Source organism: Amycolatopsis sp. NBC_00348, assembly GCF_036114655.1.
GTDB lineage: Bacteria > Actinomycetota > Actinomycetes > Mycobacteriales > Pseudonocardiaceae > Amycolatopsis.
This window is the reverse complement of sequence record NZ_CP107994.1, coordinates 9,432,845-9,459,408: the sequence shown is the minus strand read 5'-3', so window position 1 is coordinate 9,459,408 and position 26,564 is coordinate 9,432,845. Positions and strand designations below refer to the sequence as shown.

General features: G+C 72.2%; 28 protein-coding genes. 17 read left to right on the top strand and 11 right to left on the bottom strand.

Translation table 11 applies throughout. From position 1 onward, the window contains the following. Positions 1 to 68 precede the first annotated feature (68 nt). The 3 genes from OHS58_RS42690 to OHS58_RS42680 all read left to right on the top strand — a co-directional run bounded on the left by OHS58_RS42690 (position 69) and on the right by OHS58_RS42680 (position 5,238). Positions 69 to 2,333 (top strand): M4 family metallopeptidase, encoded by a 2,265-nt coding sequence (locus OHS58_RS42690; RefSeq protein WP_328646070.1) that lies wholly within the window; start codon positions 69 to 71, stop codon positions 2,331 to 2,333. Positions 2,334 to 2,426: 93 nt separating this feature from the next. Beyond that, positions 2,427 to 4,034: a M28 family peptidase gene (locus tag OHS58_RS42685; RefSeq protein WP_328646069.1), complete on the top strand. Its 1,608-nt coding sequence runs from the start codon at positions 2,427 to 2,429 to the stop codon at positions 4,032 to 4,034. Positions 4,035 to 4,185: 151 nt separating this feature from the next. Further along, entirely contained in the window at positions 4,186 to 5,238 is a 1,053-nt protein-coding gene (locus OHS58_RS42680; protein ID WP_326946286.1) for a chitinase, read from the top strand. 61 nt (positions 5,239 to 5,299) lie between these two features. Here the strand turns inward: OHS58_RS42680 and OHS58_RS42675 are convergent, their stop codons facing one another. Together OHS58_RS42675 and dapE are read right to left on the bottom strand one after the other, a co-directional pair. After that, positions 5,300 to 6,112 carry a DUF3152 domain-containing protein gene (locus OHS58_RS42675; RefSeq protein ID WP_328646068.1) on the bottom strand — a complete coding sequence of 271 codons (813 nt, stop codon included), beginning with the start codon at positions 6,110 to 6,112 and terminating at the stop codon, positions 5,300 to 5,302. A gap of 120 nt (positions 6,113 to 6,232) precedes the next feature. After that, on the bottom strand, positions 6,233 to 7,303 hold the full coding sequence (dapE, locus tag OHS58_RS42670; protein ID WP_328646067.1) for a succinyl-diaminopimelate desuccinylase: 1,071 nt from the start codon (positions 7,301 to 7,303) through the stop codon (positions 6,233 to 6,235). Between the two features lie 56 nt (positions 7,304 to 7,359). Between dapE and OHS58_RS42665 the strand changes: the two genes are divergently transcribed. The 3 genes from OHS58_RS42665 (at position 7,360) to OHS58_RS42655 (ending at position 9,828) form a co-directional block, all read left to right on the top strand. Then, entirely contained in the window at positions 7,360 to 7,767 is a 408-nt protein-coding gene (locus tag OHS58_RS42665) for a hypothetical protein (protein WP_326959895.1), read from the top strand. Positions 7,768 to 7,795: 28 nt separating this feature from the next. Then, positions 7,796 to 8,794, top strand: a complete 999-nt coding sequence (gene dapD, locus OHS58_RS42660) for a 2,3,4,5-tetrahydropyridine-2,6-dicarboxylate N-succinyltransferase (protein WP_328646066.1) — start codon at positions 7,796 to 7,798, stop codon at positions 8,792 to 8,794. Between the two features lie 98 nt (positions 8,795 to 8,892). Further along, positions 8,893 to 9,828, top strand: coding sequence for a CHAD domain-containing protein (locus OHS58_RS42655; protein WP_328646065.1), 936 nt, complete (start codon positions 8,893 to 8,895; stop codon positions 9,826 to 9,828). Between the two features lie 24 nt (positions 9,829 to 9,852). On the opposite strand, the gene OHS58_RS42650 is transcribed toward OHS58_RS42655, so the two are convergent. Beyond that, the gene (locus OHS58_RS42650) at positions 9,853 to 11,259 is read right to left on the bottom strand and encodes an FAD-dependent monooxygenase (protein ID WP_328646064.1); all 1,407 of its coding nucleotides are present in this window, start codon (positions 11,257 to 11,259) and stop codon (positions 9,853 to 9,855) included. A gap of 44 nt (positions 11,260 to 11,303) precedes the next feature. Between OHS58_RS42650 and OHS58_RS42645 the strand changes: the two genes are divergently transcribed. Next, positions 11,304 to 11,951: a TetR/AcrR family transcriptional regulator gene (locus tag OHS58_RS42645; protein ID WP_328646063.1), complete on the top strand. Its 648-nt coding sequence runs from the start codon at positions 11,304 to 11,306 to the stop codon at positions 11,949 to 11,951. On the opposite strand, the gene dapC is transcribed toward OHS58_RS42645, so the two are convergent. The 3 genes from dapC to OHS58_RS42630 all read right to left on the bottom strand — a co-directional run bounded on the left by dapC (position 11,948) and on the right by OHS58_RS42630 (position 13,651). Next, complete coding sequence (gene dapC, locus OHS58_RS42640) at positions 11,948 to 13,039, bottom strand: succinyldiaminopimelate transaminase (protein ID WP_326955876.1); 1,092 nt, start codon at positions 13,037 to 13,039, stop codon at positions 11,948 to 11,950. The genes OHS58_RS42645 and dapC overlap by 4 nt on opposite strands. Beyond that, positions 13,036 to 13,362 (bottom strand): ferredoxin, encoded by a 327-nt coding sequence (fdxA, locus tag OHS58_RS42635; RefSeq protein WP_247060974.1) that lies wholly within the window; start codon positions 13,360 to 13,362, stop codon positions 13,036 to 13,038. The genes dapC and fdxA overlap by 4 nt, the downstream gene beginning before the upstream one ends. A gap of 112 nt (positions 13,363 to 13,474) precedes the next feature. Further along, complete coding sequence (locus OHS58_RS42630; RefSeq protein WP_247060972.1) at positions 13,475 to 13,651, bottom strand: hypothetical protein; 177 nt, start codon at positions 13,649 to 13,651, stop codon at positions 13,475 to 13,477. Between the two features lie 67 nt (positions 13,652 to 13,718). Here OHS58_RS42630 and OHS58_RS42625 point away from each other — a divergent pair, with 67 nt between their 5' ends. The 7 genes from OHS58_RS42625 to OHS58_RS42595 are packed head-to-tail and all read left to right on the top strand — an operon-like array spanning position 13,719 to position 18,554. Then, positions 13,719 to 14,498 carry a GNAT family N-acetyltransferase gene (locus OHS58_RS42625; protein ID WP_328646062.1) on the top strand — a complete coding sequence of 260 codons (780 nt, stop codon included), beginning with the start codon at positions 13,719 to 13,721 and terminating at the stop codon, positions 14,496 to 14,498. After that, positions 14,495 to 15,484, top strand: a complete 990-nt coding sequence (cofD, locus tag OHS58_RS42620) for a 2-phospho-L-lactate transferase (protein ID WP_328646061.1) — start codon at positions 14,495 to 14,497, stop codon at positions 15,482 to 15,484. Before OHS58_RS42625 ends, cofD begins: the two co-directional genes overlap by 4 nt. Continuing rightward, a complete protein-coding gene (locus OHS58_RS42615) occupies positions 15,477 to 16,823 on the top strand; it encodes a coenzyme F420-0:L-glutamate ligase (RefSeq protein ID WP_328646060.1) in 1,347 nt (448 codons plus the stop codon). Before cofD ends, OHS58_RS42615 begins: the two co-directional genes overlap by 8 nt. Further along, positions 16,820 to 17,365: an NUDIX hydrolase gene (locus OHS58_RS42610; protein ID WP_326946275.1), complete on the top strand. Its 546-nt coding sequence runs from the start codon at positions 16,820 to 16,822 to the stop codon at positions 17,363 to 17,365. Before OHS58_RS42615 ends, OHS58_RS42610 begins: the two co-directional genes overlap by 4 nt. A gap of 26 nt (positions 17,366 to 17,391) precedes the next feature. Next, entirely contained in the window at positions 17,392 to 17,877 is a 486-nt protein-coding gene (locus OHS58_RS42605; RefSeq protein WP_328646059.1) for a hypothetical protein, read from the top strand. Next, complete coding sequence (locus OHS58_RS42600) at positions 17,874 to 18,245, top strand: GntR family transcriptional regulator (protein WP_247060967.1); 372 nt, start codon at positions 17,874 to 17,876, stop codon at positions 18,243 to 18,245. Before OHS58_RS42605 ends, OHS58_RS42600 begins: the two co-directional genes overlap by 4 nt. Positions 18,246 to 18,248: 3 nt before the next feature. Then, positions 18,249 to 18,554 (top strand): hypothetical protein, encoded by a 306-nt coding sequence (locus OHS58_RS42595; RefSeq protein WP_328646058.1) that lies wholly within the window; start codon positions 18,249 to 18,251, stop codon positions 18,552 to 18,554. A gap of 132 nt (positions 18,555 to 18,686) precedes the next feature. Here the strand turns inward: OHS58_RS42595 and OHS58_RS42590 are convergent, their stop codons facing one another. Then, positions 18,687 to 19,583, bottom strand: coding sequence for a DNA-3-methyladenine glycosylase family protein (locus OHS58_RS42590; RefSeq protein WP_328646057.1), 897 nt, complete (start codon positions 19,581 to 19,583; stop codon positions 18,687 to 18,689). Positions 19,584 to 19,586: 3 nt separating this feature from the next. Beyond that, positions 19,587 to 20,675 carry an NDP-sugar synthase gene (locus OHS58_RS42585; protein ID WP_326946271.1) on the bottom strand — a complete coding sequence of 363 codons (1,089 nt, stop codon included), beginning with the start codon at positions 20,673 to 20,675 and terminating at the stop codon, positions 19,587 to 19,589. 141 nt (positions 20,676 to 20,816) lie between these two features. Between OHS58_RS42585 and OHS58_RS42580 the strand changes: the two genes are divergently transcribed. Continuing rightward, entirely contained in the window at positions 20,817 to 21,308 is a 492-nt protein-coding gene (locus OHS58_RS42580; RefSeq protein WP_328646056.1) for a hypothetical protein, read from the top strand. Here the strand turns inward: OHS58_RS42580 and OHS58_RS42575 are convergent. After that, positions 21,305 to 22,165 carry a glycosyltransferase family 2 protein gene (locus OHS58_RS42575; protein WP_326955883.1) on the bottom strand — a complete coding sequence of 287 codons (861 nt, stop codon included), beginning with the start codon at positions 22,163 to 22,165 and terminating at the stop codon, positions 21,305 to 21,307. The two genes, OHS58_RS42580 and OHS58_RS42575, sit on opposite strands and share 4 nt — an antisense overlap. 513 nt (positions 22,166 to 22,678) lie before the next feature. On the opposite strand from OHS58_RS42575, the gene OHS58_RS42570 reads away from it, so the two are divergent. Further along, a complete protein-coding gene (locus OHS58_RS42570) occupies positions 22,679 to 23,212 on the top strand; it encodes a hypothetical protein (protein ID WP_328646055.1) in 534 nt (177 codons plus the stop codon). 103 nt (positions 23,213 to 23,315) lie between these two features. On the opposite strand, the gene OHS58_RS42565 is transcribed toward OHS58_RS42570, so the two are convergent. After that, positions 23,316 to 24,464 carry a glycosyltransferase family 4 protein gene (locus tag OHS58_RS42565; RefSeq protein ID WP_326946267.1) on the bottom strand — a complete coding sequence of 383 codons (1,149 nt, stop codon included), beginning with the start codon at positions 24,462 to 24,464 and terminating at the stop codon, positions 23,316 to 23,318. Between the two features lie 53 nt (positions 24,465 to 24,517). Next, complete coding sequence (locus tag OHS58_RS42560; protein ID WP_328646054.1) at positions 24,518 to 25,594, bottom strand: glycosyltransferase family 4 protein; 1,077 nt, start codon at positions 25,592 to 25,594, stop codon at positions 24,518 to 24,520. A gap of 9 nt (positions 25,595 to 25,603) precedes the next feature. Between OHS58_RS42560 and OHS58_RS42555 the strand changes: the two genes are divergently transcribed. Continuing rightward, positions 25,604 to 26,539, top strand: coding sequence for a glycosyltransferase family 2 protein (locus tag OHS58_RS42555; RefSeq protein WP_328646053.1), 936 nt, complete (start codon positions 25,604 to 25,606; stop codon positions 26,537 to 26,539). Positions 26,540 to 26,564 lie beyond the last annotated feature (25 nt).

The window sequence follows — 26,564 nt, the reverse complement described above, 5'->3', positions numbered from 1 at the left end:
CTGATCCGGTCGCCCTGTTTTCGCGTGCCCGGGCGAACCGTCGTGCCTGCATGGAAGGAAACACCTCGATGACCCATCGTGGGTTCAGAACGGGCTTGGCGGCCGCCGCCGGGCTCGCCATGACGCTCGCGTTGCCGGTGACCCCGGCGAACGCGGCTCAGCAAGCACAACCCGCCGCTCCCGAAGCGGCGGCCGCCCGGGCCGCCGACCAGGCCGCCGCGAGCGGCCTCGACGCCCTCAAGCGCGGCCCGGCCGAAGCGTTCCAGCGCGTCGGCCTGACCGCCGGCGGCGGTGGCCTCTTCTACGGCGCCTACCAGCGGACCTACCAGGGCCTGCGGGTCGTGGGCGGGGACGCGGTGGTCGTGGCCGACGGCGCCGGGCGCGTCCGCGGCACCAGCGCGGCCGAGACCGCGGCGATCACCGTCGGGACCCAGGCCGGGCTCGACGCCGCCAAGGCCGCCGCCACCGCGCGCGCCCAACTGGCCACTGTGGACAGTGTGAGCACGCCGGAGAAGGTCGTGCTGGCCGGGGCGACGCCGAAGCTGGCCTACGAGGTCGTCGTCGCCGGGCGCACCGCGAGCGCGCCGAGCAACCTGCACGTGTTCGTCGACGCCGCCACCGGCGCGATCCTCGACAAGCGGGACGACGTCAAGACGTTCTCCTCCGGCGCGAAGACCCAGGCCCAGCCGGGCACGGTGAACGTCGCCGGCACCGGCAACAGCTACTACGTCGGCAACGTCTCGATCGACACCACGCAGTCCGGCAGCACCTACACGATGCGCGACCCGGGCCGCACCGGCATCAGCTGCGGCCGCGAGGGCGGCTCCGTCTACAGCGGCCCCGACAACGCGTGGGGCAACGGCACCGGCACGGACCTCGAAACCGGCTGCGTCGACGTCCTCTACAGCGTGCAGACCGAGTGGAAGATGCTCAGCGAGTGGCTGGGCCGCAACGGCATCAACGGCAGCGGCACCGGCTACCCGGCTTCGGTCGGCCTCGCCGACGTCAACGCCTACTGGAACGGTTCCTCGACCCACTTCGGGCACTCGCAGGACAACCAGCGCCAGGCCACCTCGATGGACGTCGTCGGCCACGAGTTCGGCCACGGCGTCTTCCAGTTCACCCCGGGCGGTGCCGGTTCCGGCAACGAGAACGGCGGGATGAACGAGTCGACCGGTGACATCTTCGGCGCGCTGACCGAGGCGTACGCCAACAACCCGAAGGACGTCCCGGACTACCAGGTCGGCGAAGGCGTCAACCTGGTCGGCCAGGGCCCGATCCGCTACATGTACCAGCCGTCGCTGGTCGGCGACCCGAACTGCTACTCGTCGTCGATCCCGAGCACCGAGGTGCACGCGGCGGCCGGCCCGCAGAACCACTGGTTCTACCTGCTCGCCGAGGGCTCCGCGCCCGGTGGCGGCAAGCCGAACAGCCCGACCTGCAACAGCTCGTCGGTCACCGGGCTCGGCATCCAGAAGGCCGGCAAGATCTTCTACAACGGCCTGCTGAAGAAGACGTCGTCGTGGAACCACAAGGCCGCCCGCAAGGCGACCCTCGAAGCCGCGATCGCGCTCTACCCGGGTAGCTGCACCGAGTACAACACCACCAAGGCCGCGTGGGACGCCGTCTCCGTCACCGCCGCGACCGGTGAGCCGGCCTCGTGCACCGGCGGCGGGCCGGACTTCTCCGTCGCGCTGAACCCGGCTTCGGGTTCCGTGCAGCCGGGCGGCTCGGCCACCACGACCGTCAGCACCGCGATCACCTCCGGCGCGGCGCAGTCGATCACGCTGTCCGCGTCCGGCCTGCCCGCCGGCGCGACCGCGACGTTCAGCCCGGCCACCGTGCAGTCCGGCGGTTCGTCGACGCTGACCATCGCGACGACGTCGTCCACCCCGACCGGCAGCTTCCCGATCACCATCACCGCGGACGGGGCCAGCACCGACCACACGGCTTCGTTCTCGCTCACCGTCGGTACCACCGGGTCGTGCGCGCCGGTGACCAACGGGACGCGGCTGAACATCCCGGACTACCCGGGTGCCGCGGTCAGCAGCACCAGCACCGTGGCCGGCTGCGCGCGCAACGCGTCGTCGACCACCAAGGTCGAGGTGCACATCACCCACACCTACAGCGGTGACCTGGTCCTCGACCTCATCGCGCCGGACGGCTCGTCGTACCGGCTGAAGAACTCCAGCTCCTCCTCGACGCCCAACATCAACACGACCTACACCGTCAACGCCTCTTCGGAGGTCGCGAACGGTGCGTGGAAGCTCCAGATCCGCGACGTCGGCCCGGCCGACACCGGTTACCTGTCCTCCTGGACGTTGACCGTCTAGTCCCAAGTCCGTGAAGGACTCCTTACCGGCCTTAAGAGCCGGTAAGGAGTCCTTCACGGCTGTCCCCCTCCCTCACCGAAGGAACTCACCGCCATGAAGTGGAAGACGAAGCTCGGCGCCGGGGTCACCGCCCTGGCCGCTGTGTTAGGGGTCGTGACCGCGCCTGCGGCTACAGCCGCACCGGTCACGACGCTCGCGGCGCCGGACATCTCGCTGGCCAACATCAAGACCCACCTCAACCAGCTGCAGACCATCGCGAACAACAACGGCGGCACGCGCTCCCCGCGCGGCGCCGGGTACGCGGCTTCCGTGACCTACGTGGAAAACCTGCTGAAGAACGCCGGGTACACGACGACCCGGCAGACCTGCAGCAGCTGCATCGGGCAGTCGCAGAACCTGATCGCGGAGTGGCCGCAGGGCGACGCGAGCCAGGTCATCATGCTCGGCGCGCACCTCGACAGCGTCAGCGCCGGGCCCGGCATCAACGACAACGGCTCCGGCAGCGCGTCGATCCTCGAGACCGCGCTGACGCTGGCCCGCACCAACCCGGCGATGGCCAAGCGCGTCCGCTTCGCCTGGTGGGCCGACGAGGAGTCCGGCCTGGTCGGCTCGAAGTACTACGTCAACAACCTGCCCAGCGCCGAGCGCACGAAGATCAAGACCTACCTCAACTTCGACATGATCGGCTCCAAGAACTGGGGTTACTTCGTCTACGACGACGTCGCTTCGGTCAAGGCGATCTTCGACGAGTACTTCTCCTCGATCGGCATCCAGACCGAGGGCGACAGCGAGGGTGACGGCCGGTCCGACCACGCGTCGTTCAAGAGCGCGGGCATCCCGGTCGGCGGCCTGGCCACCGGCGCCGGCGACATCAAGAGCTCGGCGCAGGCCCAGAAGTGGGGCGGCACCGCGGGTGCGGCGTTCGACAACTGCTACCACCGCGCGTGCGACACGACGTCGAACATCCCGGACGCGCCGCTGGAGAAGAACTCCGACGCCATCGGGTACGCGCTGTGGAAGCTGGCCGTCGCCGCGCCGCAGGGCAACGACTTCTCGGTGAGCCTGAACCCGACGGCCGGGACCGTCCAACCCGGACAGTCGCTCCAGGTCGCCGTGAGCACCACGACGACGTCGGGCTCGGCCCAGTCGATCGCGCTGACGGCGTCCGGCCTGCCCGCGGGCGCGACGGCGTCGTTCAGCCCGGCCACCGTGCAGTCGGGCGGCTCCTCGACGCTGACCATCGCGACGACGTCCAGCACCCCGACCGGGACGTTCCCGATCACCGTGACGGCCGACGGCGCGAGCGTCGACCACACGGCGGCGTTCTCGCTGGGTGTCGGCAGTACGTCGTCGTGCGCGCCGGTCACCAACGGGACCCGGCTGAACATCCCGGACTACCCGGGTGCCGCGGTGAGCAGCACCGCGACCGTCGGCGGCTGCGCGCGCAACGCGTCCGGCACCACCAAGGTCGAGGTGCACATCACCCACACCTACCGCGGTGACCTGGTCATCGACCTGGTCGCCCCCGATGGTTCGTCGTACCGCCTGAAGAGCTCCAGCAGCGACTCGACGGCGAACCTCGACACCACCTACACCGTCAACGCCGCTTCGGAGGCCGCGAACGGCGCGTGGAAGCTGCAGCTGCGTGACGTCGGCCCGGCCGACACCGGTTACCTGTCCTCCTGGACGCTGACCGTCTGACCCTCGGAACGACCGGGGGTGGCACTTTCACGTGAAAGCGCCACCCCCGGTAATTTGTCTAGACCACCCGATCGTCGGTAGTCAGCGGTTCCCGGCGGCACCTATCTTGAGCGGACACGCCGCGTTCGCTTCATCGAAGATGGGAGCCGGTATGCCCGGTCGGAGAACCCGCTTTTTCGGAACCCTTCTGGCGGCAGCGCTGGCTGTCCCGCTGCTCGTGTCGGCCCCCGCGCAGGGGGCGGTGCAGGCCGACACGTGCGCGGTGAAGTCGCGTCCCGCGGGCAAGGTCCTGCAAGGCTATTGGGAGAACTGGGACGGCGCCGCGAACGGCGTCCACCCCGGACTGGGCTGGGTGCCCATCACCGACAGCCGCATCGCGCAGCACGGTTACAACGTCATCAACGCCGCGTTCCCGGTGATCCGCTCCGACGGCACGGTGCTGTGGGAGAACGGGATGGACGCCGGCGTCAAGGTCTCCACGCCCGCCGAGATGTGCGCCGCCAAGGCCGCCGGCTCGACGCTCCTGATGTCCATCGGCGGCGCGGCGGCCGGGATCGACCTCTCGTCGTCGGCCGTGGCCGACAAGTTCGTCGCCACGATCGTGCCGATCCTGAAGGCGTACAACTTCGACGGCATAGACATCGACATCGAGACCGGCCTCACCGGCAGCGGCAACATCAAGACGCTCTCGGCGTCGCAGTCCAACCTGATCCGCATCATCGACGGCGTGCTCGCGCAGATGCCGTCGAACTTCGGGCTGACGATGGCGCCGGAGACCGCTTACGTCACCGGCGGCAGCATCACGTACGGCTCGATCTGGGGCGCGTACCTGCCGATCGTCAAGAAGTACGCGGACAACGGCCGCCTGTGGTGGCTGAACATGCAGTACTACAACGGCTCGATGTACGGCTGCGCCGGCGACTCGTACCAGGCCGGCACGGTCCAGGGCTTCACCGCGCAGACCAACTGCCTCAACCAGGGCCTGGTCGTCCAGGGCACCACGATCAAGGTGCCCTACGACAAGCAGGTCCCGGGCCTGCCCGCCCAGCCCGGCGCGGGCGGCGGCTACATGTCGACGAGCCTGGTTTCCCAGGCGTGGCGCGCGATCCCGAGCCTGAAGGGCCTGATGACGTGGTCCCTGAACTGGGACGGCTCGAAGGCCTGGACCTTCGGCAACAACGTCAAGTCCCTGCAGGGCCGCTGATCCCAAGCCGTGAAGGCCTCCTTACCGGCTCTTATGGCCGGTAAGGAGGCCTTCACGGCTTTCAGGAGTCGCCGGCGGGGATGGGGTCGTTGTACTCGCCCGAGGGGCCCGAGTAGGAGCGGCCGTTCGGGAAGGGCCAGGGGTTCGGGACGCAGCCGTGCAGGCCGAGCGTCTGCTGCTCCATCACCGGCGCCGGCTTTCCCGTGCCGGGGCACAGTTCGTGGCCCTGGCCCAGCCGGTGCCCGGTCTCGTGCGTGACCATGTACTGGCGGTACAACGCGAGCGGGGCGCCGTAGTTCGGGACGGCGTTGGCCCAGCGGGCGACGTTGAGCACGACGTTGCTGCCGTTGCGGCACGACGTGTAGCCGTCCGCGGTGCCGCCGCAGAGCCGGTCGCGGCTGGCCGGGGTGGCCAGGTAGATCGTGAAGTCGGCGCTGTCGTCCGGGCCGACCTGCTGCAGCCGCCACTCGCCGCCGCCGGTCCAGCCGCGCGGGTCGCCGAGGATCGTCCGGATGTCCTTCGCGAACTCGGCGGGCCCGACGCCGTCGATGTCGGTCTCCAGCGCGATCCGGTACCGCATCAGCCGGCCTTGCGTCCCGGCCACCTGGTCGCTGCCCGGGGTGAACATCCACTGCCCCGACCCGGTCTGCGGGAACGTGATCAGGACGTTCTGCGCCTGGGCCTGCGTTGGCGGCTGCTGCGCGGGCAGTTCGGCGGGCGGGGGCGGCACGGACGTCGCGTCCGCGATGGCCATGACCACGGGCCCGGCCGCGGGCGCCGCGACGGGCTGGCCTTCACAGGCGGTCACGGCACCGACGACCGCCAGGGCGAGCACGGCGACGGCCGCGGCCCGTCTCGCGGCGGTTTTCGGCATGGGTCCTCCCCAACAGGCGGTGTCACCAGTGGATACGGCTCGCACCGGGGAAAGGTTGCAAGCTCGCGCGACTGTAGAGCTTCACCGCAGTTCAGGGCCTTCGGGTGTGACGCCCGACACTCAGCCCAGGAACTTGCGCAGCACGTCGGCGACCTGCCGGATCTCCGCCGTGCGGACGTTCTCCTGCTGGGTGTGGGCCAGCGTCGGGTCGCCCGGGCCGAAGTTCACCGCCGGCATGCCCAGGGCCGCGAAGCGCGCGACGTCGGTCCAGCCCAGCTTCGCCGCCGCCCGGCCGCCCGCCGCCGCGACCAGCTCGGCCGCCGCCGGGGCGGACAGGCCCGGCAGGGCACCCGGCGAAAGGTCCACAACGGACAGTTCGAAGCCCGCGAAGACCTCGCGCAGGTGCTTCTCCGCCGCCGCCGGGTCGCGGTCCGGGGCGAAGCGGTGGTTCACCGTCAGTACGGCTTCGTCCGGCACGACGTTCCCGGCGACGCCGCCGCGGATCGCCGTCGCCTGCAGGCCCTCGCGGTAGGTCAGGCCGTCGATGTCGACGATGCGCGGCTCGTACTCCGCCAGCCGGCGCAGCGGCTCGGCGAGCGCGTGGATCGCGTTCTCCCCCATCCACGCCCGCGCCGTGTGCGCGCGGGTGCCGGTGAAGCGCAGCTCGACGCGCATGGTGCCCTGGCAGCCGGCCTCGATGACGCCGTTCGACGGCTCGCCGACGATCGCCAGGTCCCCGGCCAGCCACTCCGGCAGCTCGCGCTCGATCCGGCCGAGGCCGTTCTTGACCGCTTCGATCTCTTCGTTGTCGTAGAAGACGAACGTGATGTCGTGCTTCGGCTCCGGGAGCGTCGCGGCGAGGTGCAGGAACACCGCGTCGCCGCTCTTCATGTCGACCGTGCCGAGGCCGTGCAGGGTCTCGTCGTCGCCGCTGCCCTCGCGCCGTGACGGCCGGTTGCCGTTCTCCGGCACGGTGTCCAGGTGCCCGGCGAGCACGACCCGCGAGCCGCGGCCGAGGTGGGTCCGCGCCAGGACGGCGTCACCGTTGCGGACGACCTCGAGGTGCGGAGCCTGCTTCGACAGCGCTTCCTGCACCAAGGTCGCGAGTTCCGCTTCGCTGCCGGAGACGCTGAAGACGTCCACCAGGGCGGCGGTGAGGTCGACGGGGTCGGCGTGCAGGTCGAGGCTCATGACCGGCACGCTACCGGCAGGGCTACCGTGGGTGCGTGGTTAGGTTCCCGGTCGCCGTGGGCGGCGCGTTGCTGGTCCTGCTCCTGTCCGGCTGTGGCAGCGAGGCCGGCCCGACGCCCAAGCAGGGCGGCGAACCCGGGCCGGACGCGCTCCCGACGAAGCTGGACGCGCTGACCGCCGACCAGTGTTACGCCAGCCCGCGGACCCAGCTGCCGAAGGGCTGCGAGAAGTACGTCACGGAGCTCGGCAGCGTCCCCGGCTCGGCCCGCAAGCGCGCCGGCGACAAGGACCCGCAGCTGGTCACCGAGGCGGCCGGGCTCGAACGGGCCGTCGGCACGTTCCGGAGCACCGGCTGCACCACGGTCGCGGACCCGGGCGGGCCCTGCACGCAGGCGCTGGTCGACATCGCCGCCGCCCTTTCGGGGCTGAAGAAGCAGGTCGACGCCCGGCCCACAGAGGGTTGACCCAGGTCACTCCACTACGGTTGGGGCCGTGAGCGAGCAGACCCCGAACCCCGAAACGACCGGCGCCACCGGCGTCGGGCTGGCCACCGTCGCGACCGACGGGACGGTCCTCGACACCTGGTTCCCGCAGCCCAAGCTGACCGAGACCGGCGCGTCCGGCACGTCAGACACCTCCGGCACCGACGTCCTGAGCGTCGAAGAGGCCACCGAGGTGCTCGGCGAGGCCGCCGCGGCGCTGCTGGGCCCGGACACCGACCGCGGGGTCGAGGTCGTCGCCGTCCGCACCACGATCGGCAAGCTGGCCGACGCGCCGGCCGGCACCCACGACGTCTACCTGCGGCTGCACCTGCTCTCGCACCGCCTGGTGCGCCCGCACGGCCAGAACCTCGACGGCCTGTTCGGCCTGCTGGCGAACGTCGTGTGGACCAACCACGGCCCGTGCCCGGTCGAGGGCTTCGAGGCGACCCGGCTGCGGCTGCGGGCGCGCGGCGCGGTGACCGTCTACAGCGTCGACAAGTTCCCGCGGATGGTCGACTACGTGATGCCCGCCGGCGTCCGGATCGGTGACGCGGACCGCGTCCGCCTCGGCGCCCACCTGGCGAGCGGCACGACCGTGATGCACGAGGGCTTCGTCAACTTCAACGCCGGCACGCTCGGCGCGTCCATGGTCGAGGGCCGGATCTCGGCCGGCGTGGTGGTCGGCGACGGCTCCGACGTCGGCGGCGGCGCGTCGATCATGGGGACGCTCTCGGGCGGCGGCAAGGAGACGATCTCGCTGGGCGAGCGCTGCCTGATCGGCGCGAACGGCGGCATCGGCATCTCCCTGGGCGACGACACGGTCGTCGAAGCCGGGCTGTACGTCACGGCGGGCACGAAGGTCCTCGTCGACGGCAAGGTCGTCAAGGCGCGCGAGCTCAACGGCGTCTCGAACGCGGTCTTCCGGCGCAACTCCGGTACCGGCGCGGTCGAGGTCGTCGCGCGCGCGGGCTCCGGCGTCGAGCTGAACGCGATGCTGCACGCCAACTGAGACAGTCCGTGAAGGCCCCCTTACCGGCGATTACAGCCGGTAAGGAGGCCTTCACGGCTTATTGGGTGACGTCGGGTTGTTCACCTACCATTCATCTGGTGACCACCGAATCGTTGCCCCACACCCCGGCCGAGCTGGGGCTGCCCGACGTCCCGGTCGAGGCGCGGCCGGCCGATCCGGCGGTCCACCACGTGCGCGCGAAGCTCGACCGGGAGATCCGCGCGCTGCTCGCGCACGAGCCCGGCACGCGCTCCGGCGCCGACCCCGAGGACCTGCATCAGATGCGCGTCGCCCTGCGGCGGATGCGCAGCGTGCTCAAGCTCTCGGGTGAGCTGGTCGGTGACGGCGCCGAGCCGGTGCGGGCCGAGCTGGGCTGGCTCGGCCAGTCGCTCGGCGAGGTGCGCGACCACGACGTCCTGATCGAGCACCTGCGCGAGGTCATCGCCGACTTCGAGGTCCGCGACCAGCCCGCCGGCCGGCAGCTCGTGTCCCGGTTCGTCACCGAACGCGCGACGGCGAAGGGGCGGCTCACCCGGGCCCTGTCCAGCGCCCGGTACTCGACGCTGCTGCGCGAGGTCAGCCTGCTGACGCGGGCGGCGCCGTCCACTGTGGACGTTCCGCAGCGCGACCTGATCGCCGGGCTGGCCAAGCCGCACCGCAAGCTCGCCAAGGCCGTGCGCGCGCTGCCGGCCGACCCGCCGGACGACGACCTGCACGCCCTGCGCATCCACGGCAAGAAGCTGCGGTACGCCGCCGAGCTGGCCCAGACGTCGGCGAAGAAGAAGCAGGCCAAGCGGATCAAGGCGCTGCTGACGGCCACGAAGGACTTCCAGACGGTGCTGGGCGACCACCAGGACGCGGTGCTCGCGGCCGAGCGCATGCGCACGGTCCTGGACACCGGCGACAGCGCGATCGGCTTCGTGGCCGGCCGCATCGCCGAGCGCGAACTGACCCGCCGCGCCGAGGCCCGCGCGACCTGGCGGGCCTCCTGGGAAGCCGTCGACGCCGCCGCACAAGCCGTCGTGAGTGCGTAACAGTGTTCTAACACTGTTACGCACTCACGAGACCGACCAGATGTACCCGTCCGGCCGCACCAGCACCGTCCGGCCGCCCTCGGCCTCGTACGCCGCGTAGGCGTGGCCGCCGTCGTCGACCAGGTCCGCACCCGTCGCGACGCTCCCCTTCGGGAGGATCCGCAGGCCGGACCCGGGGCCGTCGCCGAAGGACAGCTCCGTCGCGTGCGGGCCGCGGAACAGCTCGAACAGCCGGACGCGCTTGCCGTTGGCGTCGGTCAGCGGGGCGTCCGGGGCGCGGTCGCCCGGCTGCAGCGCGCCGGTGCCGGCCGGGGACAGCGGGCCGCCGCGGTAGGTGATGTCCAGCTGCTGGGTGTCCTCGCCGCGCTTGTGGGCGTCCTCGTCGCCGTCCTTGTACTTCTGCAGCAGCCCCGTCGAGACGCCCAGCACCCGCGCCGCGACGGTCCGGCGCTCCACCTCGTAGCTGTCGAGCAGCTCCGGGGAGCCGTCGGCGAGCTTCCAGCCGAGGTTGTAGCCGTCCTGGACGCCGGTGTTGAGGCCCTGGCCGCCGGTCGGCGGGTGGACGTGCGCCGCGTCGCCGGCCAGGAAGACCCGGCCGTCGCGGAAGCGCGCCGCGAGCCGGATGTTCGGCCGCCAGACCGTCGACCAGGCCAGGTCGGACAGCACGACGCCGCCACCGGTCAGCGCGTCGAGGCGGGCCTGGACCGCGGGCAGCGCCGTCTCGACGTCCACGTCGCCGTCGCCGAGCGGCGAGCCGAACTGGAAGTGCGGCGTGCCCGGCAGCGGGCTGAACATCATGCCGCTCATCGGGTTCTCCGGCGTCGCGAACCAGTGGCCGTAACCGCGGTCGAGGCCTTCGGCCCGGACGTCGCCGAGCAGCATCCGGATCGACTCGTCCGTGCTGCCCTCGAAGGCGATCCCCAGCGCCTTGCGCACGAGGCTCTTGCCGCCGTCCGCCCCGACCAGGTAGGCCGCGCGGACCGTCTCGCCCGTGCTCAGCGTGGCCGTGACGCCGTCGGCGTCCTGCTCGAAGCCGGTCAGCGCGGTGGCCAGCTCGACGCGGACGCCGAACTCGGCGAGCCGGTCGCGCAGGATGCCCTCGGTCTGCGACTGGCCGAGGAACCAGCCGGTCGGGTACGGCTTCGCCGGCGTCGGCTCGACCGGGTCGAACATCATCCGTTCGCCGACGACCTCGCCGCCGAGGTGGATCTTCATCGGCACCGGCGCGGCACCCTGCGCGAGCACGGCGTCGAGCACGCCGAGGTCCTCGAAGACCTCCAGGGTGCGCGGCTGCAGGCCGTCGCCGCGTGAGCCGACGAAGAACGTCTCGGCCTTGTCGATGATCCGCACGGCGACGTCGCGCCGCGCCAGTTCGATGCCCAGCGTCAGCCCGGTCGGCCCCGCCCCCGCGATCAGCACCGTGGTGTCCATGTCATCCTCCCAGTGAATTGAAATTCAGTGAATCTAGATTCAGAATGGCACTGCTAGCGTCCCGCGTCAAGGAGGTGGCGGTGAACCGCAAGGAGAAGGCCGCGGAGACCGAGGCCGCGCTGAAGGCGGCGGCCCGGCGCGTGTTCGCGCACAAGGGCTACCTGAACACCAAGATCACCGACATCACGGCGGAGGCCGGACGCGCGGCGGGATCGTTCTACAACCACTTCGCCAGCAAGGAAGAGCTGCTCGAAGCGCTCCTGGCCGACATCGCGACCTCAGGCGACGAGAGCGCGCTGACCGAGGGCCACCTCTCGGACTTCAGCGACCCGGCCGCCGTGCGCTGGCACGTGGCGCAGTACTGGGAGTTCTACAAGGAGCACGCGTCGACGATGCGCGCCCTCGGCCAGGCGGCGCTGGTGAACGACGCGTTCGCCCGCACCCTCGCCGGCTTCGACGCCACCCAGGCGGCGGACCTCAACGGCCACCTCGAGCACATCACGGCCGCGGGCATGCGACTACCGGCGCGGCTGGACCTGAGCATCGTGATGATGTACCGGCTGGTCGACAGTTTCGCGCAGATGTGGCTGCTCGACCCGGCCCCCACCGGCTGGACCCCACCGACCGACGAAGAGGCGGTCGAGGCCCTCACCCGGTTCGTCTACCGGGGTTTCACCGGCCGCGACTACTAGGCGCTCAGGCGCTCGACAGCCGCGTCGATGCGCTCGTCGGTCGCCGTCAGCGCGACGCGGACGTGGCGGCGGCCGGTCGGGCCGTAGAACGTGCCCGGCGCGACCAGGATGCCGCGGTCGGCGAGCCACGCCACCGTCGCGTGCGCGTCCTCGTCCCGGGTGGCCCAGAGGTACAGGCCGGCCTCGGAGTGGTCGACGCGGAAGCCGTTGTCCTGCAACGCCTTCCGCAGTGCCAGCCGGCGGCGGGCGTAGCGTTCGCGTTGTGCGGCCAGGGCCTCGTCGTCGGTCAGGGCGGCGACCATCGCCTCCTGGACCGGGCGCGGCACGATCATGCCCGCGTGCTTGCGGATCTCCAGCAGCTGCGCGATCAGCCGGGGGTCACCGGTCAGGAACCCGGCGCGGTAGCTGGCCAGGTTCGCCGACTTCGACAGCGAGTGCACCGCGATCAGGCCCTCGGTGCTGCCGCCGGAGACGTCCGGGTGCAGCACCGACAGCGGTTCGGTCTCCCAGCCGAGCGCCAGGTAGCACTCGTCGGACACCACGACGACGTCGCGCTCGCGCGCCCACTCGACGACCTTGCGCAGGTGCTCGACCGGCAACACGCGACCGGTCGGGTTGGACGGCGAGTTCAGCCAGATCATCGCCGGACGCTGCGGGCCCAGCGCCGTCAAGCCGTCGGACCGCAGGATCGACGCGCCCGCGAGCAGCGCCCCGACCTCGTAGGTCGGGTAGGCCAGCTCCGGGATGACGACGAGGTCGCCCTCGCCGAAGCCGAGCAGCCGCGGCAGCCAGGCGACGGCTTCCTTGGACCCGATCGTCGGCAGCACGGCGCCGGCCTCGATGCCGGTGACCCCGTGGCGGCGGCCGAGCGCGGCGATGGCCGCCGCGCGCAGCGCCGGGATGCCGTGGGTCGTCGGGTACCCGGGGATCTCCGAGACCGACGCCAGGGCGTCACGGATGCCGGCCGGGACCGGGTCGACGGGTGTGCCGATCGAGAGGTCGACGACCCCGCCGGGATGCGCCTGCGCCGTGGCCTTGACCTCGGCGAGCGAATCCCAGGGGAAGTCGGGCAGCGCGACGCGGCTCATTCGCCCTGGGGCTGAGGGGGCAGCGCCTTGACGAAGGCGGGGTCGTGGGCCGTCTTGCCGACCTTCGACGCGCCGCCCGGCGAGCCCAGCTCGTCGAAGAAGTCGACGTTGGCCTTGGTGTAGTCCGACCAGCCGTCCGGGACGTCGTCCTCGTAGTAGATCGCCTCGACCGGGCAGACCGGTTCGCAGGCGCCGCAGTCGACGCACTCGTCCGGGTGGATATACAGCATCCGTTCGCCCTCGTAGATGCAGTCCACGGGGCACTCGTCGATACACGCCTTGTCGAGCAAGTCGACGCAGGGCTCGGCGATCACGTAGGTCACTGCGCACTCCTGCTTTTCTCTGCCAACAGCCAGTCGCCGCCGACATTACGCGGCACGGCCACCGGTCGGGATGGTGAGGCAACCCTTAGCCATACTCGGGGTATGGCGGGGATCAACGGTCGCGGCGGCGCTTGGGCGGGACGGCGCGGGCATCGCCGGTGATCACGAACTTGGGCTTGGCGGGCGCACCCTCTTCGTCCTCCTTCGCGCCGACAGCGCGGTTGAAGCCCTCGGAGATGTCGTCGACCAGCTCTTCCTTGTGCCGTTCGTCCTTGCGCTGGACGCCCATCGCACCCGGCCTCCTTCGGAAATCGGTTCGCCGCCTCAGGGACAATCTAGCCGTGAATGCTCCCGAAATGCTTGAGATCCGCTGCAGCCGGGCCTGGCCCCCGCTGGCCGAGGCGCAGCTCGGCGAGTGGGTGCTCCGCTGGGCCGGCGGCTTCACCGGCCGTGCGAACAGTGTCCTGGCCGTCGGGGACGCCGGGCGGCCGGTCCGCGAGGCCCTGGACGCGGTGTGTGACTTCGCCCACGATCGGGGGATCCCGCCGATGGCGCAGGTGGTCCGCGACAGCCCGAACGAGCACGCGATCGTCGCCGAGGGCTGGGTCGAGGCGAAGGGCCACCGCCGTGGCCACGAGGTCGTCGTCCTCACCGCGCCGCTGGCGCCGGAGCGGCACTTTCACGTGAAAGTGCCGCCCCCAGGTGGTCACTTTCACGTGAAAGTGACGGATGAGCCGTCGGACGCCTGGTGGGAGCTGACGCTCGGGCCCGGCGAGGACTCCCCCGCCGCGCGGCAGGTCCTGACCGGCGGCAAGGTCGGCTACGGCGTCGCGACGCTCGACGGCATCACGGCGGGTGTCGTCCGCGGCGCGCTGGTCGACGGCTGGCTGCACGTCGGCCGGCTCGAGGTCGCCCCGGCCTTCCGGCGCCGCGGGCTCGCGTCCGCGCTGATGGCGGCGCTGGGTGCCTGGGGCGTGGAACACGGGGCCGGCCGTGCGGTGTTGCAGGTCGCGGAAGGCAACGAGGGCGCGCTCGCGCTCTACGCGGGGCTCGGGTACGCCCCGCACCACCGATACCGCTACTGGGTGCCCGCACCCGGCTCGCGCATCGAGGGAGAGGAAGATTCGACGTCGTGAAGATCGTGGTGATGGTCGGCGGAGTGGGCGGGGCCCGTTTCCTGCTGGGAGTCAAGGCAGCACTGGGCATGGCGCCGGAGGGCGCGAGCGAGTCGCCGCACGAGGTGACGGCGCTGGTCAACACCGGCGACGACGTCTGGATGCACGGCCTGCGGATCTGCCCGGACCTCGACACCTGCATGTACACCCTGGGCGGCGGGATCGACAAGGAACGCGGCTGGGGGCACTCGGGCGAGACCTGGGTGGTCAAGGAGGAGCTGGCGGCCTACGGCGCCGACCCGGACTGGTTCGGGCTCGGCGACAAGGACATCGCCACCCACCTGATCCGGTCCCGGATGCTGCGCGCGGGCTACCCGCTCTCCGCGGTGACCGAGGCCCTGTGCGACCGCTGGCAGCCCGGCGTCCGGCTGCTGCCGATGTCGGACGACCGCGTCGAGACGCACGTCGTGATCGACGACCCGGACCAGGACGGCCAGCAGAAGGCCATCCACTTCCAGGAGTGGTGGGTGCGCTACCGCGCCGAGCCGAAGGCGCACTCGATCGTCGCCGTCGGCACCGACGAGGCCAAGCCCGCGCCCGGCGTGCTCGAAGCCATCGCGGGCGCCGACGCCGTGCTGTTCGCGCCGTCGAACCCGGTGGTGTCGGTCGGCACCACCCTCGGCGTGCCGGGGATCCGGGAGGCGCTGCGCAAGACGTCCGCCGGTGTGGTCGGGGTGTCCCCGATCATCGGCGGCAAGGCGTTGCGCGGGATGGCCGACGCCTGCCTGACCGCGATCGGCGTCGAGACGTCGGCCGAGGCGGTGGGCCGGCACTACGGCTCGCGCAAGGACGACGGCGTGCTCGACGGCTGGCTGATCGCCGAAGGCGAGACCGCCGACGTGCCGGGCGTGACCGTCCGCGACGTGCCGCTGCTGATGTCCGATGTGGACGCGACCGCGGCGATGGCCCGCGCCGCTCTCGAACTCGCTGGAGCCCCTGTTGAGTAACACCGCCGACCACGCTTCCCCGAAGCTGGAGATCCTGCCCGTCACCGGGCTGCCCGAGTTCCGCCCGGGCGACGACCTGACCGGCGCGATCGTCACCGCCGCGCCCTGGCTGCGCTCGGGCGACGTCGTGGTCGTGACCAGCAAGATCGTCTCGAAGGCCGAGGGCAGGCTCGTCCGCGTGCCCACCGAGCCCGAGGCCCGCGACGCCGCCCGCCGCAAGCTCGTCGAGCAGCAAGCCGTCCGGATCGTCGCGCGGATCGCCCGCACGGTGATCACCGAGAACCCGCTGGGCATCGTGCAGGCGGCGTCCGGCATCGACGCGTCCAATGTGGCCGGTGACGAGGTCGCGCTGCTGCCCGCCGACCCGGACGCGTCCGCGCTGGCCCTGCGCAACGGGCTGCGCGAACGGCTCGGCGTCGAGGTCGCCGTGGTCGTCACCGACACCATGGGCCGCGCCTGGCGGGTCGGGCAGACCGACAACGCCATCGGCGCGTCCGGGCTGCGCGTGCTGCACGCCTACCGGGGCACGATCGACGGCCAGGGCAACGAGCTGGCCGTCACCGAGGTCGCGATCGCCGACGAGCTCGCATCGGCCGCGGACCTGGTCAAGGGCAAGCTGGGCGGGACGCCGGTCGCCGTCGTCCGCGGTCTGGACCTCTTCGACGACGGTTCGACCGCGCGGACGCTCATCCGGCCGCTCGAAGAGGACCTCTTCCGGCTGGGCACCAACGAAGCCATCGCGCAGGGCCGCCGGGAAGCCGTGCCGGTCCGGCGGTCGGTGCGGCAGTTCAGCGACGAACCGGTCTCGCCGACGTCGATCCGGCGAGCCGTCGGCTCCGCGCTGACCGCGCCCGCGCCGCACCACACGCACCCGGTGCGGTTCGTCTGGCTGCGCGACGGCGCGAAGCGCAAGGAGCTGCTCGACGCGATGCGCGAATCGTGGCAGGCGGACCTCAACGGCGACGAATTCACCCCGGAGCAGGTCGAGAAGCGGCTCAGCCGCGGCGACATCCTTTACCGAGCCCCGGAAATCGTCATCCCGTTCCTGGTGCCGGACGGCGCGCACACCTACCCCGACGCCCGTCGCAACGACTGCGAGAAGACGATGTTCACCGTCGCCGGCGGGGCCGCGGTGCAGGGCCTGCTGGTCGCGCTCGCCGCCGAAGGCCTCGGCTCGTGCTGGATCGGGTCGACGATCTTCGCCGCCGACGTCGTCCGCGACGTCCTCGGCCTGGACGAGCGCTGGCAGCCGCTGGGCTCGGTCGCGATCGGCATCCCGCTGGCCGAGCCGGCCCCGCGGGGAGCGGCCGCGCCGGGTGACGGGCTGCTGGAGCTGTGAGCCTGCACGCCGAAGCCGTCGCGACGCTGGGTTCGTGGACGCCTCCGGACGCGTCCCAGGAGTCGCTGCGCCAGGCGTTCCTCGGCTTCCTCGCGGCGCGGGACGACACGTGCCGCCGGTCGTGCGAGGCCGGGCACCTGACGGCGTCCGCGGTGCTGCTGGACCACACCGGCACGCGGGTGCTGCTCACGCTGCACCCGCGCGTCGGCCGGTGGCTGCAGCTCGGCGGGCACTGCGAACCGTCCGACGTGTCGTTGGCCGACGCGGCGCTGCGGGAGGCGACCGAGGAGTCCGGCGTGTCCGGCCTGCGGATCGGGGACGCGCCGGTGCACCTGGACGTCCACCCGATCACCTGCTCGCTCGGGGTGCCGACGCGGCACTTCGACGTCCGGTACGCCGTGCACGCGCCGCCGGGTGCGGAGCCGGTGCGCAGCGACGAGTCCGACGACCTGCGGTGGTGGCCGGTGGACGCGCTCCCGGCCGGCTCCGAGGATCTCGCCGATCTGGTGAAAGCGGCCGTTTCTGTCGGTGCCGGGCACTAGCCTGGAGCCGGGAGAGGGAGGACCACATGGCTACGCAGTTCCCCGAGCGGGTGCACATCCACTCCGGTGGCGGCAGCGGCAGCGGGGTGTTCGGCTACATCGTCGTCGGCCTGCTGATCCTCGCGATCATCGTGTTCGTGATCGTCGTCGCGGTGCGGGTGTCGAAGATGCGGCGGACCGAGGCCATGCGCGCCGGCGGGCAGTTCCCCGCCGCGAACTTCCCGCCGCAGCAGGGTTTCGCGCCGCCGTCGCAGAGCTTCTCGCAGCCGGGCGGCTTCGCGCCGGCACCGCAGGGGCCGCCGCCGTCGCAGGGGTTCCCGCAGCCGGGCGTTCCGCAGCCGTCGCAAGGATTCCCGCAGCAGCAAGCCGGGTTCCCGTCGCCGTCGCAGGGATTCCCGCAGCAGCAGCCGGGCTTCGCGCCGGTGCCGCCGGGGCCGCCGCCGGCTCAGCAGGGCTACTACCCGCCGCAGCAACCGCCGCCCGGTCCGGGAACGGGGCCGCAGAGCTGGTGAGCCCGATCGTCCCCTTCGACAGCGCGTCCCCGGTGCCGCCGTTCGAGCAGGTGCGTGCCGGGCTCGCGGCGCGGATCAACGACCGCTCGCTGGCCGTCGGCACGAAGCTGCCCACGGTGCGGCAGCTGGCGGTCGACCTCGGCATCGCGCCGAACACCGTCGCGCGGGCCTACCGGGAGCTGGAAGAGGCCGGGCTGATCGAAACCCGCGGCCGCGCGGGCAGTTTCGTCGGCGCGTCCGGCGACCAGACGCGCCGCCGGGCCCAGCAGGCCGCGGCCGAGTACGCGGCGGTCACCCGTAGGCTCGGCCTGGACGCAACCGAGGCGCTGTCGATCGTCCGCGCCGCGCTCGACGAAGGGAGCGGCTGACCCGTGACCGTGCTGATGCTGTTGATCCTGCTGGTGGTGCTCGGGGGCATCGCGGCGGTCGTGATCGTCGTGATCAACGTCTCGAAGCCGAAGCAGCCGCCGTACCCGCCGCAGCAGTTCCCGGGCTACCCGCCGCAGCAACCGGGCTACCCGCCCCAGCAGGGCTACCCGGGCCAGCAGCCGGGTTATCCCCCGCAGCAACCGGGTTACCCGCCCCAGCAGCCGGACTACCCGCCGCAGCAGGGCTACCCCGGCCAGCAGCCGCCGCCGTACCCGCCCCAGCAGGGCGGCTACCCCCCGCAGCAGTAGGACAAGCCGTGAAGGCCTCCTTACCGGCCATAAGAGCCGGGAAGGAGGCCTTCACGGCTTTCCGGATGTCCTGAAGGGCACCCTCAGGGCTTTTACGTCCCTGAGGGTGCCCTTCAGGACATCCGGGGGTCCTCACATGGCGCGGTATTCGCGTAGTTCGATGCGCGGGCCGAAGCGCGGGCGGCGGTGGCCGGCCGCTTCCAGGTAGCGGACCGCGCGCTGCCGTTGCGGTGCGTACGGCGCCAGCAGCTCCGCCATCCCCTCGTCGTCGAGCTTCGCGCCCAGCAGCGCGTGGCCCACCATCGACGGGATGTTGTAGTCCCCGAAGCTCACCGCGTCCGGGTCGCCCCACGCGCGCTGCGCGATCTCCGCAGCCGTCCAGACGCCGATGCCCGGCACGTGCCGCAGCAGCAGCCGGCCTTCGCGGCCGCGCAGCTCCACCGCCCGTTCCAGGTGGTGCGCCACGCGGGCGGCGTTGAGCAGCGCCGTCCGCCGCTTGATGTCGACGCCCGCGCGGTGCCAGTGCCAGTCGTGCAGCGACCGCAGCGCCACCGGCGTCGGCGGCACGCGCAGGCGGTCCGGAGCCGGCCCGGGCGCCCGCTCACCGAACCGGCGGCACAGCTCCGCCCACGACCGGATCGCCTCCTTGCCGGTCACCTTCTGCTCCAGCACGGCGAGCACCAGCCAGTCCCACACGAACCCGGTCGCGCCGAGCCGCAGGCCGGGGTTCTCCCGCCGGGCCCGCGCGACGACGTCGTGGTGCGCGACGAACCCGCTGTCGTCGTCGTCCGCGCCGAGCAGCGCCGGGACGCCGGTGAGCAGCCGGTCCGCCCCGGCACCCCACGCGGCGGCCTCGATCCGGCCGTCACCCAGCTTGCGCAGGGCGAGCGTGCCGGGGCCGTCCGGCGTGTTCGACGCCAGCCAGGTGACGCCGCGCTCGTCGGTGAAGATGTTGAGCGACCCGCGCCCACGCGTCAGCGGCCCCAGGACCCGGCCCAGGTCGACCTCGAACGCGGGACGCCAGAACATCGGCTACGCGTCGCTCGAGAAGCGGACGGAACCGTCGGGGAGCACGACGTCGGGCCAGATCCGGGCCCCGTCGAGCAGCTCGCAGCCGGCACCGACGGACGCGCCGTCGCCCACCACCACGCCGCGCAGCACCGCGCCGGCGCCGACCCGCGCGCCGTGCCCGAGCACCGAGTTCTCGACGATCGCGCCTTCGGAGACGGCCGCGCCGTCGAACAGGACCGAGCCGTCGATCCGCGCGCCCGAACCGACGACGGCCGCGACGCCGATGGTCGAACCACCGGACAGCTCGGCGTCCTCGGCCACGGAAGCGCCGTCGAGGACCAGGAACTCGCCGGTCCGGCCGGGCAGCGCCGACGTCGGCGCGATGCCCCGCACCAGGTCGGCCGAGCCGCGGACGAACGCTTCCGGCGTGCCGACGTCCAGCCAGTAGGACGCGTCGACGAACCCGTGGATGTGCGCGCCCTGCTCCAGCAGGCCGGGGAACGTCTCGCGCTCCACCGAGACGCGGCGCCCGGTCGGGATCGACTCGATCACCGGGCGGCGGAAGACGTAGCAGCCGGCGTTGATCTGGTCGGTCGGCGGGTCCGGCGTCTTCTCGAGGAAGGCCTGCACCCGCCCGGTTTCGTCGGTGGGCACCGAGCCGAAGCGGCTCGGGTCCGGGACGCGCTGCAGGTGCAGCGTGACGTCGGCGCCGGTGTCGTGGTGCACGCGCAGCTGCTCGCCGAGGTCCGAGCCGGAGATGATGTCGCCGTTGAAGACGATCACGTGGTCGGCGCGCAGCTTGTCGTAGACGTTACGGATGGCGCCCGCCGTGTCGAGCGGTTCCTCCTCGACGACGTACTCCAGCTCCAGCCCGATCGCCTCGCCGTCGCCGAAGTACTCCTCGAACACCTCCGCCCGGTAGCTCGTCCCCAGCACGACGTGCCTGATCCCGGCCTCGCGGATGCGGGAGAACAGGTGGCTCAGGTAGGGCGTCCCGGCTGTCGGGAGCATCGGCTTCGGCGCCGACAGGGTGAGCGGCCGCAGCCGGGTGCCTTTGCCCCCGACCAGCACGACGGCGTCGACAGCGCCGGTTCGGACCTCGGACGTCACGGAAATCTCCTCCTGTATCACGCACCGCTGAGCGACAAGCCGCGGGAAACCCTGACGGAGGTCGCCCGGAGGGCCTACCCTAGACAGGAAACTAGCGGGCCTTTCCCCAGAGGGCCCCGGGTCAGTCGGGAGGCCGAGGGGATGGACCCCCGCGATCGGGCGGACGCCCTGCTCGCACGAGCCCAGGCGCGTGGTGTGTTCGTGGTGACACCGGACAGCGCCATTTCGCCCATGGACGCCTCGAACACGCAGCAGATACCGCGTGCCGCCATCGACGGCCTCGACAGAAGCCAGGACCCGGACACGACCACGCAGCTGCCGGCGTCGCTGATCGAGGAGAACGACCACCCGCTGGCCGGCAAGTCGCCGACCCGGCGGCTGGAGGCCTCCGGCGCCACGGGCGTCGCCAGCGGCGCGGGCGCGCGGCGCCAGCAGGTGACCACGCCGCTGAGCACGCCGTCGCCGACGACGCCGTTGAAGACCCCGGTCACGACGCCGCTCGCGCGCCGGCCCCAGGCCGAGCCGATCACGAGCCCGCTGAAGGAGCCCGATCCGGAGGACACCGGCCTGGTGCCGACGGTGACGCAGAACAACGGCCGGTCCGACCTGTCCCGCCGGCTCGACGGGATCTAGCGGGTCTCGAGCTTCAGCCGGAGCTTGAGGCCGAGCTTCACGGCGGCCAGGACCGGCTTCCAGGCGAGGCCCCGGTGACGGTCGGCGAGGTAGCGGTACGCGCTGTCGTGGTGTGCCTTCAGCATCTTCTCCGACGCCTGCGACGTCGAGTGCCCGCCTTCGTGCATCACGCTCGCCGACGGCGCGTAGACGTTCTGCCAGCCCGCCTTGGCCAGCCGGTCGCCGAGGTCGACGTCCTCGAAGTACATGAAGTAGCGCGTGTCGAAGCCGCTGACGGAGTCGAACGCCTCCCGGCGCAGCAGCTGGCACGAGCCGGACAGCCAGCCCGCGACGCGCTCGACCGGCGTGCCGGTCTCCTGCCGGTACTGCCTGGTCCACGGGTTGGCCGGCCAGACCTTGGCGAACGCGGCGTGCCCGATGCCCCGGCCGAACGAGGGCAGCAGCCGCGCCGACGGGTAGACGGTGCCGTCGAGGTCGTGGATCAGCGGCCCGAACGCACCCCCGCGCGGCCACCGCGTGGCGACGTCGAGCAGCGCGTCGAGCGAGCCGGGCTCCCATTCGAGGTCGGGGTTCACGACGACGACCCAGCCGTACCGGTCGTCGAGCTCGGCGACCCCGCGGTTGGCGGCGGTCCCGTAACCGACGTTCTCCCCGATGTCGAGCAGCTGCACGTTGGCCCGCGGCCGCGTGACCTCCTCGAGGGCGCCCTCGACGGAAGCGTTGTCCGCGACGACCACCTTGACCTCGCGCTCGGTGGCCTTCTCGAGGGTGTCGAGGAACCGCTCGATGGTGTCCTCGGAGAAGTAGGTCACGGTCACGACGCCGACGTCATCGCCATAGCGGGAGTCCTCAGTCACCCGGCCATTGTCCACGCGTCACCGAGCGTGAAGCGGGTGCCCCGGGCCAGGAGCAAGGTGAGAGAAGCCAGCGGGCCGGCTCACGTGATCAGGAGGTCGACACGCGTGCTTGACGGGTCGACACGCCAGAGGTCAGGAGCGCACGCCGTGTCGTCGCCCTGATCACGCGTGTCGGCTCCGGAATCACGCGAGTCGACCCCTCGATCACACGGCTCAGCGGGTGGGAGCGGATTGCGTACCCAGACGGTCGGCTCGCGTACCTGAGCAGTCGGCTCGCGTACCTGAGCAGTCGGCTCGCGTACCTGGAGGGTCGGTTCACGAGCCGACCCTCCAGGTACGCGGGCCGACCGTCTGGGTACGCAAGCCGACTGTCTGGGTACGCGCGGTCAGCCGGTGCGGAGGTGGCGGGACCAGGCCTTGGCTGGTTCCGCTCGGCGAGCGAACTCTCCCGAAAGTCACTCGAAGTAGCCACCCGACTGCGGAACGCATGATCGACCACGCCATGATGACCCGATGACGGTGCACGCCTTCGTCGACGAGTCCGCGCGCGGCGGCAACTACCTGTTGTGCGCGACTGTTGTGGAGCCTGCCCACCTGACGTCAACCCGGCGCGCGTTGACTCCGCTCCTGCTCCGTGGCGCACGCGAACTGCATTTCAAGAAGGAGAAGGAACCTCGCCGCCGGATGCTCATCGACCGGATCGCGGCGCTGCCGGTCTCCGCTCGGCTCTACCTCGCCGAATGCACTCCCAAGACCGAAGAGGCCGCCCGCCAGCGTTGCATCGAGCACTTGGCGGAGGATCTGCTCGTGTTGCGGGCACACCGGCTGGTCCTCGACTCCCGCGACCACCGCGACGGTCACGATCGCCGGACCTTGCAGCTGGCGTTGGGAGTCCGGCCGTCGAAGACGGAGCTCACCTACGAGCACGTCGACTCCACAGCCGAGCCCCTGCTGTGGATCTCCGACGCCGTGGCGTGGTGCTTCGGGGCGGGCGGTGACTGGCGGCGCCGGGCGAACCCGCTGGTCGCCGAAGTCCTCACCGTCTGAGAACAGCGAAAAGCCCGCAAGACGACCGTCCGGACGCGTTGCGGGCTCTCATACTCGGTCCCACGGGGACCTCGCACCATCAGGTTACCACCGCCGAAGGCGGTCAGCGGGTGCGGAGGTGGCGGGACCAGGCCTTGGCGTACGCCTCCCGGTGGCGTTCCGCGGTGGTCGCCCACGAGAACTCCTTGGCTCGCTGCTGGGCCGCCGTCGCCAGTTCCGAGCGGCGGCCCGGGTCCGCCAGGAGTTCCGAGATCGCCGCCGCGACGTCGCCCGCTCCCACTCCGCAGTACGCGACCGCGTCGCCGCCTACCTCCGGGAGCGACAGCCTGCGCGTCGTCAAGACGCAGGCGCCGCACGCCATCGCCTCCAGCACCGGCAGGCCGAAGCCCTCGCCTAGTGACGGGTACGCCACCAGCGACGACCCGCCCAGGAAGCCCGCCAGCGTGCCGAACGGCAGGTAGCCCGCGCGGATCACGCGCAGGCGGTGCGGGACGGCGTCCAGTGCGCGCTCCACCTGCGTGTCCCAGCCCGGCTGGCCCGCCAGGACCAGCGCCGGGGCATCAGCCCGCCCGGCTACCGCGCGGGCGAAGCCGCGGATCAACGCCGGGACGTTCTTGCGCGGCTCCAGCGCCCCGAGGAACGCCACGTACGGCGTCCGGCCCAGGCCGACGGCCGTGCGCGCGGCGAGGACCTCCGCCGGGGACGGCGGGTGGAAACGCTCCGTGTCGACGCCGTGGTGGATGACCTCCACCGACGCGTGCCGCACCGGGCTGACGCGGGCCAGTTCCGCCGCCGTCGCCGCCGACGGGACCACGCACAGCGTCGCGCGGCGCAGCGCCGTCGCCGTCCACGCGCGGAAGAAACGGGCCTTCACCGACGAGTGCAGGACGGCGTCGGTGAAGAACGTCGCGTCGTGCAGCGTGACGACCGAAGCGGCCGACGTCGCCAGCGGCATCGTGTAGTGGGGCGAGTGGACGACGTCCGCGCCGAGGCGGCGCACCAGCCGGGGCAGGGTCGCCTGCTCCCAGGTCAGCCGCGCGGTGCGGGTGGTCGTCGACGGCGACGCGGGCACGATGCGTGACCTCGGCGCCAGCCGATCGTAGAGCTGCAGGTCCCGCGGCTGGCAGACGACGGCGATGCGAGCACCGTCCGCGTCCAGCGCGGCGACGAGCGAATCCACGTACCGGCCCACCCCGCCGCGGTCCGCGGGCACCGCGGTCGCGTCGATCAGGACCCGGGGATCATCGCTCACCCCCGTAGGGTACGGCGGCGACGCAGCGTCATGGTGGGGAACTGGCAAACCCGCTAGCTACGCCCGCGGCGGTGGATGGCCCAGACGGCTTCCGCGGCGCGACGCCACGTGAACGACTTCGCGCGGTCACGCCCCGATCGGGTCAGCTCGGCTGCCCGCTCGGGTGAACCGAGCACCTCGCGCAGGGCTTTCGCCAGGGCCGCCGCGTCGCCGCGCGGGACCGTGACGCCCGCGCCGCCCGCCACCTCGACCAGGGCCGGGACGTCGGTGTGCACCACCGGGACGCCGGCCGCCATCGCCTCCAGCAAGCCCAGCCCGAAGCCCTCGGCGAGGCTCGGCACGGCCAGCACGCTCGCCCCGCGCAGCGCGGTCGCCAGCTCGGCGTCCGGCACCTTCCCCAGCACCCGCAGCCGCTCCGGCGGCAACCCCCGCTCCACGGCCAGCGCGACCGGGTCGACGCCGCCCCAGCCCGGCTGCCCGGCGAGCACGAGCACCGTGTCGTCCAGCGCGGCGACGGCGTCGATCAGCACGTCGATGCCCTTGCGCGGCTCGATCGTGCCGACGGCCAGCACGTACCGCGCGGGCAGGTCCAGCGGCGCGTCCCCCGCCGGGACGCGCACGCCGTGCGGGACGACGTGCACCGGGACGTCGACGTCGACCAGCACCGCCAGCTCGTCGGCGACCGCCCGCGTCGGCACGACCAGCCCGGACGCGCGGCGCGCGGCCCGCGCGATCATCGACCGGTGCCAGCTGACGCCGCGCGCGGTGAGCGTCTCGGGGTGGGTCCACGGCACGGTGTCGTGCACGGTCACGCTCAGCGTCCGCCCGGCCGGGGTGCGCGGCGGCGCGAACGGCGTCGGCGCGTGCACCGCGTCGCCGCCCGGCCACCAGGGGATCCCCAGCTGCCAGACGCCGATCAGCGCCCGCGGCGGGAGCCCCAGTACCCGCGGGCCCTCGACGCCGTCGAGCTCGGCCGCGGCGACGTCGGTGTGCCGCGCGACGACGCTGGACACCGTCCAGCCCGGCGGCGCGGTCCGCGCGAGTGCGGGGAGCAGCTCGGCCGTGTAGCGCCCGGTGCCACCGGGCACGGGCGCGAGGAGCTGCTCGGCGAGCACGACCAGTTCGGGCACGCGGCTATTGTGCGGGACGTGACGCCGAATCCCGCCACCACGGTGGTAGTCGTGACCTGGCGGGGCGCCGGGCACGTCACCGCCTGCCTCGACGCGCTCGCCGCGCAGACGCGTCCACATCGGACGCTCGTGGTGGACAACGCCTCCGACGACGGGACGGCCGCACTGCTCGCGGCGCACCCGAGCAAGCCGCGCGTGCTGCGGCTCCCCCGCAACACCGGCTACGCGGGCGCGCTCGCCGTCGCCGTGAAACAGCTCGAGACGCCGTTGATGGCGTGGCTCAACGACGACGCCGAACCCGAGCCCGGCTGGCTGGAAACCCTCGAAGACACGCTGGAGAAGTCGCCGCTGGCCGCCGCCGCGACGGCGCTGCTCGTGCTGCCCGGCGGCACCGTGCAGTCCGCCGGGGTGCGGCTGACCGCCGACGGCCACGGCGCCGACCTCACCGAGCCCACGGGCGAGGTCTTCGGCTTCTGCGGCGGCGCGGCGCTGCTGCGCGTCGACGCCCTGCGTGCCGTGGGCGGCGTCCCGGCGGGGTTCTTCTGTTATTACGAGGACACCGACACGGCGTGGCGGCTGCGGCTGGCCGGCTGGGACGTCGTCGCGGCGCCCGGCGCCCGGGTCCGGCACGCTCACGGCGTCAGCAGCAAGCCCGGCTCGGTGCCGTTCCACCGCTGGAACGAGCGCAACCGGCTGCTGATGCTGCTGCGCTGCGCCCCTCGCGGCGTCGCGCTGAACCAGGTGGCCCGGTTCGCCGTGTTGACAGCGGTGCTGCCGCTGCGGCCGGGCCGCCCGGCCGCAGCGAACTTCCGGTTCGGCCTGCGCTGCCGGGTCCTGGCCGAGGTCGGCGCGCGGTTGCCGGCGACGCTGCTGGCCCGGCGCCGGATCGGCCGTCGCGCGGCACTGGGCCGAGGCGCGGTCTGGGAGGCATGGGCCGGCCTTTAAGCTGAGGCCAATCCGACGAAGGAGC

What these genes read in the sequence shown, in the direction of transcription:
- OHS58_RS42690 (WP_328646070.1), top strand. Translation starts at nt 69, where the DNA reads ATGACCCATCGTGGGTTCAGAACGGGCTTGGCGGCCGCCGCCGGGCTC.
- OHS58_RS42685 (WP_328646069.1), top strand. Translation starts at nt 2,427, where the DNA reads ATGAAGTGGAAGACGAAGCTCGGCGCCGGGGTCACCGCCCTGGCCGCT.
- OHS58_RS42680 (WP_326946286.1), top strand. Translation starts at nt 4,186, where the DNA reads ATGCCCGGTCGGAGAACCCGCTTTTTCGGAACCCTTCTGGCGGCAGCG.
- OHS58_RS42675 (WP_328646068.1), bottom strand. Translation starts at nt 6,112, where the DNA reads ATGCCGAAAACCGCCGCGAGACGGGCCGCGGCCGTCGCCGTGCTCGCC.
- dapE (WP_328646067.1), bottom strand. Translation starts at nt 7,303, where the DNA reads ATGAGCCTCGACCTGCACGCCGACCCCGTCGACCTCACCGCCGCCCTG.
- OHS58_RS42650 (WP_328646064.1), bottom strand. Translation starts at nt 11,259, where the DNA reads ATGGACACCACGGTGCTGATCGCGGGGGCGGGGCCGACCGGGCTGACG.
- OHS58_RS42645 (WP_328646063.1), top strand. Translation starts at nt 11,304, where the DNA reads ATGGCACTGCTAGCGTCCCGCGTCAAGGAGGTGGCGGTGAACCGCAAG.
- dapC (WP_326955876.1), bottom strand. Translation starts at nt 13,039, where the DNA reads ATGAGCCGCGTCGCGCTGCCCGACTTCCCCTGGGATTCGCTCGCCGAG.
- OHS58_RS42630 (WP_247060972.1), bottom strand. Translation starts at nt 13,651, where the DNA reads ATGGGCGTCCAGCGCAAGGACGAACGGCACAAGGAAGAGCTGGTCGAC.
- OHS58_RS42625 (WP_328646062.1), top strand. Translation starts at nt 13,719, where the DNA reads ATGCTTGAGATCCGCTGCAGCCGGGCCTGGCCCCCGCTGGCCGAGGCG.
- OHS58_RS42605 (WP_328646059.1), top strand. Translation starts at nt 17,392, where the DNA reads ATGGCTACGCAGTTCCCCGAGCGGGTGCACATCCACTCCGGTGGCGGC.
- OHS58_RS42590 (WP_328646057.1), bottom strand. Translation starts at nt 19,583, where the DNA reads ATGTTCTGGCGTCCCGCGTTCGAGGTCGACCTGGGCCGGGTCCTGGGG.
- OHS58_RS42580 (WP_328646056.1), top strand. Translation starts at nt 20,817, where the DNA reads ATGGACCCCCGCGATCGGGCGGACGCCCTGCTCGCACGAGCCCAGGCG.
- OHS58_RS42570 (WP_328646055.1), top strand. Translation starts at nt 22,679, where the DNA reads ATGACGGTGCACGCCTTCGTCGACGAGTCCGCGCGCGGCGGCAACTAC.